This is a genomic window from Sphingobacterium sp. lm-10, from assembly GCF_023554555.1.
GTDB lineage: Bacteria > Bacteroidota > Bacteroidia > Sphingobacteriales > Sphingobacteriaceae > Sphingobacterium.
Genome location: NZ_JAMJWC010000001.1, coordinates 1,162,702 through 1,179,664 on the forward strand (window position 1 = coordinate 1,162,702; position 16,963 = coordinate 1,179,664).

13 protein-coding genes and 2 tRNA genes are annotated in these 16,963 nt (G+C 42.2%); 8 read left to right on the forward strand and 7 right to left on the reverse strand.

All coding sequences use genetic code 11. From position 1 onward, the window contains the following. Window positions 1-75: 75 nt before the first annotated feature. Window positions 76-1,263 (forward strand): proline dehydrogenase family protein, encoded by a 1,188-nt coding sequence (locus M8998_RS04595; protein WP_249990952.1) that lies wholly within the window; start codon window positions 76-78, stop codon window positions 1,261-1,263. Window positions 1,264-1,273: 10 nt separating this feature from the next. Next, a complete protein-coding gene (locus tag M8998_RS04600; RefSeq protein ID WP_249990953.1) occupies window positions 1,274-1,879 on the forward strand; it encodes an HAD family hydrolase in 606 nt (201 codons plus the stop codon). A gap of 31 nt (window positions 1,880-1,910) precedes the next feature. Here M8998_RS04600 and M8998_RS04605 read toward each other — a convergent pair whose 3' ends face one another. Next, a complete protein-coding gene (locus M8998_RS04605) occupies window positions 1,911-3,233 on the reverse strand; it encodes a hypothetical protein (RefSeq protein ID WP_249990954.1) in 1,323 nt (440 codons plus the stop codon). Window positions 3,234-3,246: 13 nt separating this feature from the next. Then, window positions 3,247-3,831 (reverse strand): RNA polymerase sigma factor, encoded by a 585-nt coding sequence (locus M8998_RS04610; RefSeq protein ID WP_249990955.1) that lies wholly within the window; start codon window positions 3,829-3,831, stop codon window positions 3,247-3,249. Between the two features lie 240 nt (window positions 3,832-4,071). On the opposite strand from M8998_RS04610, the gene M8998_RS04615 reads away from it, so the two are divergent. Continuing rightward, window positions 4,072-4,917 (forward strand): universal stress protein, encoded by an 846-nt coding sequence (locus M8998_RS04615; protein WP_249990956.1) that lies wholly within the window; start codon window positions 4,072-4,074, stop codon window positions 4,915-4,917. 6 nt (window positions 4,918-4,923) lie between these two features. Here M8998_RS04615 and M8998_RS04620 read toward each other — a convergent pair whose 3' ends face one another. The 3 genes from M8998_RS04620 to M8998_RS04630 are packed head-to-tail and all read right to left on the reverse strand — an operon-like array spanning window position 4,924 to window position 8,566. Further along, window positions 4,924-5,517, reverse strand: a complete 594-nt coding sequence (locus M8998_RS04620; RefSeq protein WP_249990957.1) for a LytS family sensor histidine kinase — start codon at window positions 5,515-5,517, stop codon at window positions 4,924-4,926. A 20-nt stretch (window positions 5,518-5,537) separates the two neighbouring features. Beyond that, window positions 5,538-6,131 carry a DUF502 domain-containing protein gene (locus M8998_RS04625; protein ID WP_249990958.1) on the reverse strand — a complete coding sequence of 198 codons (594 nt, stop codon included), beginning with the start codon at window positions 6,129-6,131 and terminating at the stop codon, window positions 5,538-5,540. 2 nt (window positions 6,132-6,133) lie between these two features. Then, the gene (locus M8998_RS04630) at window positions 6,134-8,566 is read right to left on the reverse strand and encodes a bifunctional UDP-N-acetylmuramoyl-tripeptide:D-alanyl-D-alanine ligase/alanine racemase (RefSeq protein ID WP_249990959.1); all 2,433 of its coding nucleotides are present in this window, start codon (window positions 8,564-8,566) and stop codon (window positions 6,134-6,136) included. 375 nt (window positions 8,567-8,941) lie between these two features. On the opposite strand from M8998_RS04630, the gene M8998_RS04635 reads away from it, so the two are divergent. The 3 genes from M8998_RS04635 to M8998_RS04645 all read left to right on the forward strand — a co-directional run bounded on the left by M8998_RS04635 (window position 8,942) and on the right by M8998_RS04645 (window position 9,960). Then, window positions 8,942-9,688: a DUF6733 family protein gene (locus M8998_RS04635; RefSeq protein ID WP_249990960.1), complete on the forward strand. Its 747-nt coding sequence runs from the start codon at window positions 8,942-8,944 to the stop codon at window positions 9,686-9,688. A 106-nt stretch (window positions 9,689-9,794) separates the two neighbouring features. After that, window positions 9,795-9,867 (forward strand) — tRNA-Gly (locus M8998_RS04640). Between the two features lie 8 nt (window positions 9,868-9,875). Continuing rightward, window positions 9,876-9,960 (forward strand) — tRNA-Leu (locus M8998_RS04645). 151 nt (window positions 9,961-10,111) lie between these two features. On the opposite strand, the gene M8998_RS04650 is transcribed toward M8998_RS04645, so the two are convergent. Both M8998_RS04650 and M8998_RS04655 read right to left on the reverse strand, forming a co-directional pair. Beyond that, window positions 10,112-11,203 (reverse strand): L-dopachrome tautomerase-related protein, encoded by a 1,092-nt coding sequence (locus M8998_RS04650; protein ID WP_249990961.1) that lies wholly within the window; start codon window positions 11,201-11,203, stop codon window positions 10,112-10,114. A gap of 1 nt (window position 11,204) precedes the next feature. Beyond that, window positions 11,205-11,951: a dienelactone hydrolase family protein gene (locus tag M8998_RS04655; protein WP_249990962.1), complete on the reverse strand. Its 747-nt coding sequence runs from the start codon at window positions 11,949-11,951 to the stop codon at window positions 11,205-11,207. A 391-nt stretch (window positions 11,952-12,342) separates the two neighbouring features. Here M8998_RS04655 and M8998_RS04660 point away from each other — a divergent pair, with 391 nt between their 5' ends. Further along, on the forward strand, window positions 12,343-13,959 hold the full coding sequence (locus M8998_RS04660; RefSeq protein ID WP_249990963.1) for an AMP-binding protein: 1,617 nt from the start codon (window positions 12,343-12,345) through the stop codon (window positions 13,957-13,959). Window positions 13,960-14,099: 140 nt separating this feature from the next. Then, complete coding sequence (locus M8998_RS04665) at window positions 14,100-16,901, forward strand: TonB-dependent receptor (protein WP_249990964.1); 2,802 nt, start codon at window positions 14,100-14,102, stop codon at window positions 16,899-16,901. Window positions 16,902-16,963 lie beyond the last annotated feature (62 nt).

Consider the following 16,963-nt stretch of genomic DNA (forward strand, 5'->3'; position numbering starts at 1 on the left):
AATAAATTACGTGCATATTCAGCTTTTAATTCAACAATTACTTAGTTTTGTATTACTAAACACAACACGACATTGATGGAAACCTTAGGAGCGCCTGTTCAGTTAGATTTTAACGACACGGCGACAGCTTTCAGGACGAAAAGTGATTCGGATCTGAATAAAGCTTATTGGCTATTTAAGATGGTATCGAGCAATGCTTTGATTAAGGTTGGAACTCCTATAACCAATTTCTCATTAAAGATTGGTTTACCGATCCAAGGTATTATCAGAAACACAATTTACAAGCAATTTTGCGGTGGCGAAAGCATCGAAGATTGCAACCGTTCCATTCTGGAGTTAGGAGAAGGAAAGGTGACGACTATTTTGGACTATTCTGTGGAAGGAGAAGAATCCGAAACAAGCTTTGAGCATACTTGTGAGGAGATCGTTCGTACCGTGGCTTTCGCAGCAAAGCAAAAACTTATTTCTTTCTGTGTATTTAAGCCGACAGGCTTAGGTCGATTTGATCTTTTTGCCAAACGCGATGCGAAGCAAGCGCTTAATGATCTGGAGAAAATTGAATTCACTCGGGTATTAGAACGTTGTGAGCGCATCTGCGCTGCCTGTCATGATGCAGGTATCCCGGTGCTTATCGATGGCGAACATTCGTGGATACAAGATACGATCGATGACATCGCGCGTGATATGATGGAGAAATACAATCAAGAAAAGCCGATTGTATACAATACGTACCAGCTTTACCGCCATGATAAATTAGCCTCCCTAAAAGCCGATTTCGCTTATGCTACCGTACGCAACTTTCATTTGGGTGCTAAGCTGGTTCGAGGTGCTTACATGGAAATCGAGCGCGACCGTGCGAAATCTGATGGCTATCCTTCGCCGATACAAGCCGATAAAGAGAGCAGCGACAGAGATTATAATGAAGGCCTGCTCTTCTGTTTGGAACATATTGATAATATGGGCCTAATGGCGGGTACGCACAACGAAGAAAGCTCCCGGCTACTGGCAGAAGAAATGCATAAACGCGACATTCCACACAACCATCCTAATATCTGGTTCGCCCAATTGCTGGGTATGTCCGATAATCTGTCTTTTAATCTGGCTGCTGCTGGTTACAACGTAGCCAAATACATGCCGTATGGGCCGGTAAAATCCGTTATGCCTTACCTATTTCGCCGTGCACAGGAAAACACTTCGGTAGGTGGACAGACGAGTCGGGAATTAGGATTGATTATCGCCGAAAAAGAAAGACGTAAAAAGTAAAAAAAGGTTAATGACTATAGCGGACAAAACACAGAAGCTCTCGGAAATTTCTGATTCGTATGATGCATTATTATACGATGTAGACGGTACGTTAGCAGACAATATGTCGGCACACAAAGCCGCGTACGCCGCGGCAGCCTTGGAGTACGGTATCCAATTGGATACCGCACTTATCGATGAAACCGCCGGATGGCCTACAGTAGCCGTAGCGGAAGTCATTGCGCAGCGGTATGGAAAATCATTTGACTTTGACGAGTTTGCACTCCGGAAGTCCACCATTTTTCGCACGGAATACATACAGCACACGAAACCGGTAGCACATGTGCTGCAGCATCTTCGCCAAGAAGTGGGCAAAAAGAAGATTGGTCTTGTTTCTGGAGGAACCCGAAAAACCTTAGAAATTACATTGGATGTGATTGGTGTGACCGGATTGTACGAAGTGCTGGTCTGCGCTGGCGATACGCCTAATGGAAAGCCCTCGCCAGAACCTTTTCTTTTAGCGGCAGCGCAGTTGGATGTCGCACCAGAGCGCTGTTTAGTATTTGAAGACGGTGAGCCTGGGGTTCAAGGCGCAATAGCTGCTGGAATGGGTTGGGTGCGCATTGATCAACTGTAATTATATCTTTGATCCTGCTTCACATGTGTGATTAGAAATTGGTAATCACTCGAATTCCTCCGTTGGTATAGTTCATATCAGCGCGTCTAAAATTCCCAACTGGCAACTTCACATAAGGCTCTAAAGATACAGATGGCCCGCGTCTTATCTTCAATTCCTTACCCAATGACATATTCACAAAGCCTCCGAAACCAGCCGAATTTACATTGGTATTCGCTGACTCTAACGTGCGGACTACCGGCTGAACTGCAGCTCGAAGTTCACTTTCATTGCTTGGCAAGCCGTTAGCATATGGATTGGCATTTACATTTTCAATATAGTGCGCAAAACGTTGCTGATCCAATACCGCCGCGTAAGAAACACCGACACCAGCATATATACCTTTATAAAAAGAATATTTGGCTTCGACAGGAATATCTAGTGTGCGTACCATACCGGTTACCGAGTTGACATTAGGAATAAGTGGCATACGCGCCATCATGGCATTAGAAAATACCGGCATATCGGTTGGCAATGGGCGTTCCGGTGCTGTAGCCGCTACTTCCATTGTTGCAGACTGTATCGGATCGCGTAATGATCCAACCTCGTACTGATGAAACGTAGCTCCAGTACGCACACTTAAGTTCTTGGTGACATTATAGGATAACATTAACCCCCCGCCAAAATTCACCTTTTGATCAGTGGACGATGGCGCTACCACCACACCGAGATTAAACCGATCCGTAAAGCGGAAATGCTTGCTTTCACCCATCACTTCTTTCCTTGCATTCGTTTGTACTCCTTTACTATCCGCAAATACGGAAGGTAAAAGTCCGCTCTCTGTCAACACGGCTTCCTCTTGATCAGGATGAAAATATAATTTGCTGTCTGACAGTTTTATATCATTATTTATATCAACAGGAGAAGCAGCCAATATAGTTTGTTTTTGCATCGGGAAGATCCAGGATTCAACAACCTCTACGGTATGCAGCCGACTATCTTTTGGCAACAGACTTACAGACTCACCAACATGGGTATTCTGTGGAATTATAGGTTCGTTAAAAACTGATGGTGTTTCTGGAGTTTCAATTACAGGAGCCTGTACCTGCTTGGTAGCGCGAGAACTTAAAGCAGGCTGATCTAAATCAGGTATATCTGAATTAAAATACCATAAGCCCAGCATCATTAGTACAGCGCAGGCAGCAGCCGTACTAATCCATAATGGCAGTATCCGCTTAGCCGTTGTTTTAGGTAAGTGATCTTTTCGGAAGCGTTCCCAAGCACCATCTTCATATGGCAGTTCTTCAGACGATTTGAGCTGATCGACGATACGGTCAACAATGTCTCTTTCCCGACTGTTATTATTTTCTTTCATGCCTAATTTAAAACTAGGATTTTATGTTTTCTCGATCCATATACTTGCCGTACAACATACGGAGTTTCTGTTTTGCTCTGGTGAGGTAAGTTCTTGATGTGCTTTCTGGTACGTCAAGCATTTTACTAATCTCCTCATGTGAATAGCCTTCTATTTCATATAAATTAAAGATCGCTTTTTGGATGGGTGGCAGACCATCTAGTAATTTCAAAATATCATTTGCCTCCAAACTAGATGTCATATTTACGGAAAGATTTCCGATTTCTACACCATCTTCATCATCAATAAACTGCATTTGCTTTTTTACACGCAACATATCTATAGCCGTATTAACCGCGATACGCGCCATCCAGGAACGAAAAGTTTTCTCCAACACTTCATCATCTGTATGCTGCTCGAAGCTGCTCAACTTTCGAAATACCTTGACAAAACTCTCATTGATAATCTCCTCAGATTCTATATCCAGCTTTACATACCGCACGACCACGGCCTTCACATAGCCATAATATTTTTTGTAGATATATGCCTTGCTGCGCTCCGAATCGGACACAACACAGCCTTCCAACGCGACACGCAATGTCGGCGGATGCTTACGCATGACATATTTCCGTATAATTTCCAAGCGGGCTAAATCAATATCTTCAAGTTACGCCTATTTTTCGATCTAATTCACTGCGCTTGTACAGATTCTGTTGGCTGCATATTCCATCTATAGAGCATAACGATTATCAGGTCGATGATGCTACAAGCATAAGTAATTAATAAAGTCTTTGCAACAGATATACTTAAAACAGAAAAATAATGTAAATTTAAAATAACATTTATAACACCTATTCGCATGAGAACCATATTATTCCCTACTGATTTTTCGGAACTGGCAGAAAATGCATTTGTATATGCTATCCATCTGGCAAAAAGTGTTGATGCTAATTTAAAAGTGTTACACAGTTATATGTCGCCCGTATTTGCTTCTATACACCCTGGGCAACCGGAGATGTTGGGGGAAATGTATGCAAATTTGGAAAACACCGAGCATGAAAAGTTTAAACAGAGTACGCCACGTCTCAGGCAGATGGCCATAGATTATGGATTTCCGGAAGAACGCCTTTCCTTTCTTTTTGAGGAAGGACCGGTGTCTACCGTGGTGCGCAACCTGAGCAAAAAGCAGAAATTTCACCTCATCGTGATGGGTACTCATGGTCAATCCGGATTTTTGGATCGCATTATAGGATCGAATACCGTTTCCGTTATTAATTCTGTAAAAACTCCAGTAATTGCCGTGCCTCCTCATGCGCGTTTTTCAGGTATTAAGCGGGTGGTATTTACTACCTTATTCCGTGAATCGGACAAGATAGCGCTACGGGAAGCACTGATTATGGCACGGGAAGTAGGTGCTGAAACAACGTGCATTCACGTCGTGATGCAATCTGACCTGACGAACGTAGGTAGACAAATGGATCAATGGAGCAAGGATCATACAAGATACGCAGTACAGTTTAAACTGTTGGATAAAGTGGAAAGCGTAGAGCACACCATTACCAACTACATATTGGATAATAACGTGGATATGCTTGCTGTGGTCAAAAGAAATCGTGGATTCTTTGATCGCTTATTTAACGATAGTACCACACACAACCTCACTTTTCATACGAAAGTACCTATTATTGTGTACCACGAAGAGTAAAGGAAATTATCCGTATTTTAAGAAGAGCGTGGCTTTGAAGGTTTGTGAATTGCTATTCACGAAAAGCTCGTGCCTATCTGGGCTAGTCAATTGCAATCGATCGCGGTAAAATGTGATCAGCTCATCTTCTCCCTGATTCTCGACATAGTGGTTTACTCGGTTGCTCACCTCCAACAGAATCCCACCTTCAGAGGCACTTAGTCGAATTTTAATAGGGAACTTGGCCATGGAAGCATAGCCGTTCTTCACGGCGTTTTGTATTAATGGAAATAGAATCAGCGGTTCGATAGCATCTACGTTATCAGATCCCTTTGTATTAAACTGCAGGTAAAAATCTTCCCCTTCAATAGCTTGAATGTGATCCACATAACGCTGAAGTAGTTGAAGCTCTAATGCGACTGGCCAAGGGTTGCCCATGGTAGCGGAGAGCATGTCTTTCTGAAAGCCGGCTAATTCGGCCAGGCGATCTGCCTGTGCATATTTTAATAATAAGGAAGCATCTGTCTGGCTGTACTGAAAGCTCAAACGAGCCTGTAGCTCCATTCTTACGAGGTCTACTTCCGTCTTATTCCCGAAAATCCGTTCTATAAATTTGCTCATTATTCTGCTCCGTTGTGGTATTAATCCAGACTGCTTACACCACCAGAAACAACCAATTTCATAGCTTCTGTAGCCGACATATGCAATTTAGTAACCCGTTCTGCCTTCACCACCACGACTTGGCCAGCAAAAGAATAAGAGTAAGGAAAATACACTAACACTTCGCCTTCCAGATGAATAGCCTTCAAATTACGTTGCGTCAGAAAACCGATCTTCTTCAAACCAGTTTCATTTACTTCCACCAATACGGGTTCATTAAATTTTTTGGCATCTCCGACAAACGCTTCTGTAAAATCTTTAATAGAAGAATATAAAGTATTAAAGATAGGAATCCGATTGACCATACGTGCCATCCATTGTTGAATAGGCACCGTAACCAAAGTCGTAAAGACAAAACCAACCAACACCAGCACCACAATCACCGTTACAATCCCCATACCTGGAATATACCTTGGAGCGCCTCGTTCGTCTTCGATCAGGTGTGTCAGATTCAACGCATTATCCAAAGTAGCGACCAACCAGATGATCAAAAATACCGCTCCCGCAACAGGAATTACCACTAAAGTACCTTTGATTAGGTAGTACAAAAACCGTTGAAAGAATTTTCTAAACATGTTTATTGATAATAATAGACCCGCTTTACACGCGCCGAGATATTGACTAATAATTCATAAGGGATCACGCTGATCTTGCGCGCCATCGTTTTGATATCTGGAAACACGATCACCTCGTCTCCTTCTGCCGCATCCTGATCCGTAATATCGAGCATACACATATCCATACAGATATTGCCAATGGTAGGTACGGATTGACCGCGAATTAGCATAGTACCAACTCCATTACCAAACCTTCTATCGTAGCCGTCGGCGTAGCCGATTTTTACCGTAGCAATCTTGCCATCCCTTTCGAGTACACCACGGCGGTCATACCCTACCGTATCTCCTTTTTTCAAGGTTTTGATCTGCGTAATGGTTGTTTTTAACTGACTGGTTGGCCAAATATCCAATCCACTGGCGTTCAAATCTACGCCATATAAACCAATACCTAATCGTACCATGTCAAAATAAGCAGAAGGCCAACGCACAATACCAGACGTATTACACAAATGCTTAATGACCTGATAGCCTAGAGCCTCCTCCAATTTCGCTACGCTGACGCCATACTCTTCGATTTGTTGCTCCGTGAAGACACTTTCTGTTCGGCTGCCTGCGGCTACCAAATGTGAAAATATGGAAATCACTTTAATTGCATTAGTAGCTTTCAGCGCGGTAATTAATTGGGGCAATTCGGCACTTAAAAACCCGAGCCGATGCATCCCTGTATCTAGCTTAATATGTATCGGATAGTCAATAATCTGTTTTCCATTTAAGTAGTCTATAAAGGCATGCAAAATGCGAAAACTATAAATCTCTGGCTCGAGGTGATGGATGACCAATCGATCGAAAGTAGATTCGTCTGGACTTAATACCATAATGGGTAAAGATATACCGCCCTGCCGCAGCTCCACACCTTCATCTACAAAAGCAACCGTTAGATAATCCACTGCATTATACTGCAACATATTGGCCACTTCGAAACTTCCGCTACCATAGGAAAATGCCTTCACCATCGCCATGAGTTTTACATCTGTGGGCAACAGCGAACGATATTGTTTTAAATTGTGTTCTATCGCATTAAGGTTGATCTCCAGTACAGTACCATGAGATTTGGCCGTAAGGCGCTTCACAATAGTTTCGAAATGAAAAGTTCGCCCTCCTTTCACCAAAATCGTTTCGTCAGAAAAAACCAATGTAGGCCAGTTCCTGTCTAGATCTTCCGTATCGGAAAACGTAAGTACCTCGCAGTTTAGGCTTTCTAACGCATCTACAGCAGTCCCTACCCAAATGAGGCGGTTTAATCTATACGCAGAAAGCAATACACGCAGCTTATCAATGTATTTAGGTGCCTCTGGCAAACCCATGATTTCTGATAGGATCAACGTCCGCTTTGAATGCTGATGTTGTCGCTCCAAAAAATCTAATGCAATCTTCAATGCGCCGAGATCATTTGAATAAGAATCATCTATGACGGAACAATTATTAATGCCAGATTTTAATTGTAAACGCATCTCCACCGCTTCCAGATTACGGATTCGGAGCAAAATAGTAGACCATTCATAAGCCAAATGCCGCATGACAAAAACGCAGGTCAGGCAATTTTCAATAGAGGCCTGGTCTATAAAGGGTATGGTGAGGTGAAAGTCGGCTTGTTGCTCGCGCAACACGACTTCACACGAGGTATTGCCAATATCCAAGGATATGATCTGCCAATGATTTTGCTCCTCCGAACCCCAAGATAGTGGTTGAGCGACCGAAATACCTTGCTTATCTAGAACATATTTGGCAGGGTAAATCAATACCTTACTTTTTTGAAACAGCTTTAGCTTTTGCGCTAACTTGGCTTGCTTACTAGGGAAACCATCGGCATGTGCCACCCCAATATTGGTGAGCACCCCAATATCAGGCTGAATCATGTCTGCCAATCGTTGCATCTCCCCTTCCAGACTGATGCCAGCTTCAATGAGCGCGATATCATACTGATCGCTCAACTCCCACAAAGAGAGCGACACACCCAATTGAGAATTATAGCTTTTCGGACTCTGATAGACTTTTTTTTCTGGAGATAATAGCTGATACAGCCACTCTTTAACGATCGTCTTGCCATTACTCCCTGTAATACCGATGATCGGATAATGGAATCTGTTTCTCTGATGCGTTGCTAATGCCTGCAAGGCTTTAATGACATCTTCTACCCAAAGAAAATTAGCGTCTGGAAATAAGGAGACTTCCAAATCAGTATTGGATACCACAAAACTGCGTACACCTCTTTCATATGCTGCTGCAATGTATCGATGGCCATCACGCACCGCCCGAATAGCAAAAAACAAAGACTTTTCACTATGGTAAACCTGGCGACTATCATACACAAGCTCCGTAATAATTAGGTCCGCAACAGGAAGTATAGTCTTCTGTGCGGAAATAATACGGGCTATCTCGGAAACCAAATACATAGAACCTAAATTGAGAAACGAAGTTCACCATTTTTTTGAACAATCTAAAAAAATCCAGCATTATAATAATTACTATTTACAACACTGCAATAAGCTTTAGAATCATCGCATAAAAACGATTAATCAATAAAAAAAAGCATGACACTTGACATAAATAGAACATTAAACAACTTCATTAACGAAAAATTACACACATCAGGATATATTATAAACTTAAAACAGATGAAAATCAATTTAATCAGCATTTAAAATGTTTTTTCGTAATATTTATTTGTTATTTATCATTTTTTAGTGAAAATAATAGACAAAACAATTCTTTAAATTGATATTTTCGAATATATTTGGTTATTAATTAATCATTTTATCATAAATTATATGAATTTATTAGGAAAACTAACAACACTTGCGGTAATAATTACTGCATTTACAAACCTAACCCAAGTGCATGCGCAGACAAACGATGCAACGGCCACTTTTGGCTTAACAAGTGATCAATTTTTTGGATTTGCACCCAATTTTACGCTAGAATACAAACTCAGCGATAAAATTGGCGTGTCTACCTACGGAATTTTTTGGGGAGCAGGCACGGGTGCCGCATGGGGCAACTGGACTGAATTTGGTGGTGGAGTAAACCTTTATTTAAGTGAAGGAATTACTTTAAATCCAAACCTGGGCTTTACATTTGGAAATTTACTATCTAAAGGTGCAGCAGACGGACAGTTAGGTGGCATTGCAGGTGATGGTATTGTACCAAATTTATTTTTCAACGTGGATATTCCAAAATTCGAATCCGAAATCTATGCTGGATACTACGCGCCATTGACAGACAGAGCTCCAGTAGGTGGATCCACACTTGCCTATCTACATTATTGGGCCAATGCCGGATACAAAGTTAGCCCATCCTTCTCCTTTGGTGCACATTTCGAACACTTGCGGAGAACCAAAGATGATATTGGAGGCACCTTGGATTACTATCAATGGCTTGGACCGTATGTACAATTCAATGTTCCTAAATTCGCAAGCTTTGTTCGGTTGTCTGCGGGTGCAGATTTCGTGAGAACAGGTGAGATTGCCGAAAACTCAGAATCATTTTACAAGTTATCGACAGGATTTTCTTTCTAAGTCACTATTGCCCAACACAAACATCAACAAAGTACTGCATTGGCGGTACTTTTTTATTTTTTCCTTTGCGTAGCCGCAATATTCCTATATATTTGCAACACCAAAAGCGAAAGTAGCTCAGTTGGTAGAGCACGACCTTGCCAAGGTCGGGGTCGCGAGTTCGAATCTCGTCTTTCGCTCTCTACTTGCCTAGGTGGTGAAACTGGTAGACACGCAGGACTTAAAATCCTGTTCCCGTTAAGGGAGTGCGGGTTCGATTCCCGCCCTAGGTACAAAACACTTTATATCAATAAGATATAAAGTGTTTTGTCGTTTATATAGGCAGCAAATTACTATCCTGCAAGACCCAATTTAGAAAAATCTTTTTTTCGATTCCCTCAGCTTATATTTACCTACTAATTCGTCTTAAATAGCTAATTCCGCTTAGTCGGGCAACTTCACTTTAAAGGCTCGGTAAGGATATTCTGTCTTATCTTCTCCCTTGTTCCATTGTGGTAAGCGCTGTATCTGTGCGCAGGTAAAGTAGAGGTATCCGTCTTTACCGATACCAAAAGAGTCTGGCCAAATCAGGTTTGGATCTGCGATCAACGTTTTCAAAACACCGTCCGGTGTGATGTAAACCAATTTATAGTCTTCTGATGAAGCAAAATAAACATTGCCTTTTGCATCAGCAATCATTCCATGAGTAATGCCTACTTTCCCCATATCTTGTACTTTCGATGCCAGATCACCATCGGCCAATTCTTTTTCTGCAAGATATTGGGTTTCGATTCGATAAAGATTTGGGGTATTGATAGGTTTAAAATAGAAATATTGAAAATCATGTGTTAAAGCAATGCTATTGATGTTGGATGAGAATGGCTTACCATCTTTATCCTCCATTTTTACGCCATCATATTCAAGCGTAATATCGTCTGCCACCGTAAATGGAGTTTCCGCCAACACACTGCGGGACTTTTTAGTTTGTAAATCTAAGACCACAATAGACGCCAGGCCTGGGTCGGAGAGATAAGCCAGTTTCTTTTCGGTATCTACCCGCACGTCATTCAATGCGGATTTGGATTTGTCAAGATCTTCAAATAAGAATATATCTTCCACCAAATTGGTCTTCGTATTAATCTTTATCAACTTGAAAAATCCATCCTTTTCCCCTTGTCCGTCAGCAAAAATATTTCCCGAAGAACCTGGTTTCGAGTCTAACACCCACAAAAAATCCTCGGCATCGACATACAAATCCTGTATTCTTAAAAAATGGCTATTATAATCTCCTTTGGTGTTCCATTCCGCATCAGGATAGGGATGTAAAATTCCATCTTTTATCTCCGCTACAGCGAGGTTGCCATCACCATCGTAATTGGGAAATGAGGTAAAAACCCTGTTTTCCCTATTTACACTTAACCCGATCGCCATGCTATGTTCGAATTGAGCGACCTCAACCAACTGATTTTCATTCCTAGAATTGTCGCAACTCACCGCGCTCATTGCGATCAGGATCATTAAAAAATTAGTCTTCATACTATTTTAATATTTCCTTCAAAAATAACTGGGTATGATCCCATGCCCGCTTGGCCATCACCGGATTATAATCCGCGGATTTAGGATCGGTAAATGTATGCGCACTATTTGCATACGTAATAATTTGCCAATCGGCATTCCCTTCGTTCAACTCGGTAATCAGGTTATCATAGTCTGCTTTGCTGATGGATTTATCCTCGGCAGCATGTTCAACCAATACTTTTGGATGAATGCCTTCATTTTTTCTGTCAGAGGCTTTCGCATAACCACCGTGAATACACACCACTCCTTTGACTTCCATATTAGCACGTGCAACCTCCAAAGCTCCGGTACCCCCAAAACAGTAACCGATTACCGCAATCTTATCCGCTACCGCTCCCGCTCGCTCTAACTGAGCTAAGGCTAATGCAATACGATGCTGGTAGGCTTTATAATCTTCCTTGTAATGGCCAGCGATCTTACTCGCTTCTTTATTATCATTTGGCACATTTCCCTGGCCATAAATATCAGCTATAAAAGCAATGTAACCCAGCTTTTCCAATTCCAATGCAGCGGTCTTCGACTCCTCATCAATTCCTTTCCAAGCAGGCAATATGAGTACTCCAGGAAGCGCTTGATCTGCATTAGCTGTCACTAGACCAAGGAGTTTCTGATCGCCATCATGGTATTCAATGGGTTTAAGTTCTTGCGCCCTCGCAGTTAATTGACAGATGATTGGGAATAACAAAATCGAAAGGTATTTTTTCATAACAACATGATTTGATATAGATCGTTTATATTTTTATTATTAAATTTAACCAAAAGAAACAAAATTACACAACAAACATACGAGTTGTACGTGGATAGATTATTTTGCTTCTTCGCGGAAAAGCCTCGTGTGTACACGTATAAACCTAACTACTTATCCGCTCCTATTATTCATAAGGGATATCTCCTTCGCATTTCGAAGATGGCGACCTTTATTTATGGATAACGGATAGGATCTTTTACACTATAAAATGCGCTAAGGATGCTGAATCAACCCTATCGAAAGCAATCTTTATACCAGCTACAGCGGGGATTAGGAAATGGTCGAATCTCTGCATTCAAAATACATCTAAAAACCGGTATATACGCACACCAGACTTAAATTAAACACGATGAAAAAATATTCTTATATAAAAGGAACGACAGACATTCCGTTATTACAAGAAACTATTGGCGCCAATTTAAAAAACATGGTGGCAACGTTTCCTGACAATGAAGCATTGGTTTCGGTCCGACAAAATTACAGAATAACGTATCGCGAACTCTGGCAACAAACTGCCCAAGTCGCGAAAGCCATCTTAGCCGCTGGCTTGAAGAAGGGTGATAGATTGGCCATCTGGGCAATGAACCGTTACGAATGGACACTGGTACAATATGCCACAGCTCGTATCGGTGTGATATTGGTCAACGTAAATCCCGCTTACCGAAGCTCGGAATTAGAATACGTATTAAATCAATCCGGCGCTTCTATGCTGCTATCGGCAAGCACCTTCAAAACCAGTAATTATGATTTTATTGCAAAGGAAGTGCTGCCAAATACACAAGTTATAAAAGCAATTTTCTTCGATAAAGATTGGGACGAATTTATACAGTCAGGCCATGGTATTTCCGAGGCAGCATTGGGGGCGGCAGAAAGGAATTTGCATTTTGACGATGCCATCAATATTCAATACACCTCAGGAACAACCGGCTTTCCAAAGGGAGTAACACTCTCACATAGCAATATTTTAAATAACGGATATTTTATTGGTCTTCGTTTGAAGTATTCTGAGAAAGACCGCGTCTGTATCCCTGTTCCATTTTTCCATTGTTTCGGCATGGTGATCGGAGCGCTGGCCTGTACTGCGCACGGCTCCACGATCGTGATTCCAGCAGAAAGTTTTGATCCCACGGCTACGCTACAAACCGTAGAACAAGAAAAGTGCACTTCGCTATATGGTGTTCCAACAATGTTTATCACAGAAATGCAGTTACCGAATTTCTCTCTGTACAATTTATCATTGCTAAGAACAGGCGTCATGGCAGGATCTCCCTGCCCTATTGAGATTATGAAAAATGTGCAAAAGAAAATGAATATGAAAGAGGTAACGGTTTGCTATGGCATGACGGAAACTTCGCCAGTAAGTTGCCAAACGGTGATCGGCGCACCGTTAGAAAAACAAGTAAGTACCGTCGGCACTATTCACGAGCATTTGGAAATTAAAATTGTCGATCCCCATACGGGCGATGTCGTTCCAATTGGAACGACAGGAGAATTATGTACAAAAGGTTACTCCGTCATGCTGCGCTATTGGGAAAATGAAGATGCCACCGCGAAAGTAATCGATACAGACGGTTATATGCATAGTGGAGACGAAGCCATCATGGATGAAGACGGCTACATCAAAATTACAGGGCGTATTAAAGATATCATCATACGCGGAGGCGAAAACATCTCACCATTAGAAGTAGAACAGTATCTCTATACGCATCCAGACGTACAAGATGTGCAGGTAATTGGCGTGCCAGACGAGAAATTTGGTGAGGCAGTAATGGCTTGGGTCAAATTGAAAAATGGTGTAATGCCAAATTCCGATAGCTTTTTGCAATTTTGCGATGGAAAAATCGCAAAATACAAAATACCATATTATTGGAAGTTTGTAGAAGATTTCCCGATGACCGTTTCAGGTAAAGTACGAAAAGTAGAAATGCGAGAAATTTCGATCAAAGAATTAGGTTTAAAGAGCTGATTTGATTGTACGCATAAAATCCTGAATTCGTAAGCTCATTAAGCGATGTAAATATTCTACAAATTAACTTAAGCGTAACATAGCGTTAACTTGTATTTAGTGTAAGGGTAATAGTTTTGTGGAAAATTCAAACTATCTACATGAAATTATTCTACACGTTTGCATTACTACTATTTTGCACGAGTTCTTTTGCCCAAAGCACGATCCTTAAAGGAAAGGTGTTGGATGCCAGCGATAGCTTCTCTTTACCAGGAGCAACACTTCGCTTAGAAGAAACGAATCGGCACACCGTTTCGGATGCCACAGGAGATTTCGAATTCTTGGGCGTCCCTGCTGGCACGTATACACTCACCGTAAACTACATGGGCTACCAACTGTACAGACAGCAAATCAGTACGGATGGGAAGCAAGAAACACTTCGTATCCTACTACAACCACTCAGTCATTCTTTAGACGAGATAAGCGTCATCGGCGATATTGCCAAAGGACAGGCCAAAGCGCTAAATCAACAAAAGAACAACAGCAACATCACCAACATTATTTCTTCCGATCAAGTGGGTCGCTTCCCAGATCAGAATATTGGAGACGCTTTAAAACGTGTACCAGGGATTACCATGCAAAATGATCAAGGCGAAGCGCGGAACATTATTATTCGCGGCCTTTCGCCCGAGCTCAACTCGGTTACCATTAACGGCGACCGTATCCCATCCGCCGAAGGCGATAACCGCAACGTGCAGATGGATTTAATTCCGGCGGATATGATCTCCACCATTGAGGTAAACAAAACGCTTACGCCAGATATGGACGCAGATGCGATCGGCGGATCAGTGAATTTGGTTACGCGTGCCGTGCCCAACAAACAACGCATCTCAGCGACTTTAAGCGGTGGCTACGCACCGATCCGTGGACAAGGTCTGTATAACGGAGCTATCGTTTACGGAAACCGATTCATGGACAATAAGCTCGGTGTCGTGGTAAGTGGTACATTACAAGCGCAAAATTTTGGTTCGGATAATATTGAAGCAACTTGGCGAGAAAGAGATGGTCGTATCGCTATGAGTGAAATGGACATCCGTAAGTACGATGTACAGCGTATCCGTCGAAGCGTATCGTTGGCCACGGATTACGAAATAGATTCCCGCAACCGCATAGAGTTGAATGCCATTTACAACTGGCGAGATGACCGGGAGAATCGCTATCGTACGCGATATACCGGCCTGACTTGGAATGAAGATATTCAGAGCTATACCGGACGAGTACGTCGGCAAACGAAAGGAGGCATCGGCAATAGCTTGAACGACAATACCCGATTGGAAACCCAGAAGGTGATGAACTTCTCGTTGAAAGGAGAACACTTGTTAAGCCCGGTAGTAGACTTTGATTGGGCAGCGAGCTATTCTAAAGCATTGGAAGACCGCCCTAATGAAAGATACATACAATACCAATCCCCAAACAATATCCGATTGGATCAGGACTTAAGCGATACATATCGTCCATTAGTGGTGGATCCTTATCAGGACTACTCCAGATTCAGCTTACATCAGCTCACTGCCAATCATAATTATACGGCGGAGGACGAGTTCGGCTTCAAAGCCAATGTTCGCTTGCCATTAAGCATTATTCCTGATCAAAAAGGAAGATTGCGCGCAGGTGTAAGAGTACGTGCCAAATCCAAATCAAGGGATAACATTTTCTATAACTACACGCCAATAGATGCTTTCGGAGCGATGAGCACCCTGCCACTGGAGAACTGGAGTGGCGAGAATTACGCAGCGGGAAGTCAGTATACTCCGGGATCATTCGTAGATAAACGCTTCTTAGGTAGCTTAGACTTAACCAATCCTGCACTATTTAGAGAATCTGCCGACGCTTCAGAGTTTTTGGCTGTAAACTATCAGGCAAAGGAATTGATTATGGCGAGTTATCTACGCTGGGATCAGCAGATTACGGATCAATTATCTGCTATCGCGGGATTGCGGATGGAGCACACCAGAATTAACTATACGGGTAACTACGTGGAAGGAGAAGAGGAACTTCTGGGCGCAGTCAACAATAAAAATAATTACTTCAATTGGCTACCAAGTGTTAGCTTCAAATATGATGTGACCAATGATTTCATCTTGCGTGCTGCCTATACGACCAGTCTTGCTAGGCCTAACTATTATGCATTAGCACCCTATGTAAATAGTATTCCGGAAGACCGAGAAATTACGGCTGGAAACCCGAATTTAAAGGCAACGTTCTCGCATAACTTCGACTTTATGGCAGAAAATTACTTCCAGAATGTCGGTTTGGTTTCTGGAGGCGTATTCTACAAACGCATGAAAAACTTTATCTATAATTACAGTGATTTAAATTTCACGAATGAAAAGTTTGCGACTGCATTTCCCAATATATCTAACCCAATTCCTATTGATGCGACAGACCAATGGACGTTCGTGCAAGCACGTAATGGCGACAACGTAGATGTCTATGGCTTGGAAGTCGCCTTCCAACGTCAGCTAGATTTTTTACCTGGCCGCTTCCTAAAAGGGTTTGGAGTGTATGGTAATTATACCTTTATTAAATCAATTGCAAAAGGTATTACCACCGATGAAGGTGTAGAGCGTACGGGATTAGGACTGCCAAGAACAGCACCTCACATGTTTAACGCCTCCATCTCTTGGGAGAATAACCGCTTCTCAGCACGTCTGTCCAGCAATTTTGCAGCAGCCTATTTGGATGAGATCGGCGAGACCGCTTTCAATGATTCGTACTACGACAAACAATTTTTCCTGGATGCCAATGCCTCCTACAAGATCACGCCAAAACTGCGTGTTTTCGGTGAAGCCAATAACCTAACTAATCAGCCATTACGCTATTATCAGGGGAGCCGCGAATTAATGATGCAATTAGAGTATTACCGTGCGCGGTATACATTGGGTCTAAAATTTGATCTGTAGTCAAATAAATACAAACCGCTGATCTTAGCAGATCAGCATACAAAATCTAAAAATCAGGATGC

Excerpts from the sequence above, each read along its gene's own strand:
- M8998_RS04595 (WP_249990952.1), top strand. The coding sequence starts at position 76 with ATGGAAACCTTAGGAGCGCCTGTTCAGTTAGATTTTAACGACACGGCG.
- M8998_RS04600 (WP_249990953.1), top strand. The coding sequence starts at position 1,274 with ATGACTATAGCGGACAAAACACAGAAGCTCTCGGAAATTTCTGATTCG.
- M8998_RS04605 (WP_249990954.1), bottom strand. The coding sequence starts at position 3,233 with ATGAAAGAAAATAATAACAGTCGGGAAAGAGACATTGTTGACCGTATC.
- M8998_RS04610 (WP_249990955.1), bottom strand. The coding sequence starts at position 3,831 with ATGCGTAAGCATCCGCCGACATTGCGTGTCGCGTTGGAAGGCTGTGTT.
- M8998_RS04615 (WP_249990956.1), top strand. The coding sequence starts at position 4,072 with ATGAGAACCATATTATTCCCTACTGATTTTTCGGAACTGGCAGAAAAT.
- M8998_RS04620 (WP_249990957.1), bottom strand. The coding sequence starts at position 5,517 with ATGAGCAAATTTATAGAACGGATTTTCGGGAATAAGACGGAAGTAGAC.
- M8998_RS04625 (WP_249990958.1), bottom strand. The coding sequence starts at position 6,131 with ATGTTTAGAAAATTCTTTCAACGGTTTTTGTACTACCTAATCAAAGGT.
- M8998_RS04630 (WP_249990959.1), bottom strand. The coding sequence starts at position 8,566 with ATGTATTTGGTTTCCGAGATAGCCCGTATTATTTCCGCACAGAAGACT.
- M8998_RS04635 (WP_249990960.1), top strand. The coding sequence starts at position 8,942 with ATGAATTTATTAGGAAAACTAACAACACTTGCGGTAATAATTACTGCA.
- M8998_RS04650 (WP_249990961.1), bottom strand. The coding sequence starts at position 11,203 with ATGAAGACTAATTTTTTAATGATCCTGATCGCAATGAGCGCGGTGAGT.
- M8998_RS04655 (WP_249990962.1), bottom strand. The coding sequence starts at position 11,951 with ATGAAAAAATACCTTTCGATTTTGTTATTCCCAATCATCTGTCAATTA.
- M8998_RS04660 (WP_249990963.1), top strand. The coding sequence starts at position 12,343 with ATGAAAAAATATTCTTATATAAAAGGAACGACAGACATTCCGTTATTA.
- M8998_RS04665 (WP_249990964.1), top strand. The coding sequence starts at position 14,100 with ATGAAATTATTCTACACGTTTGCATTACTACTATTTTGCACGAGTTCT.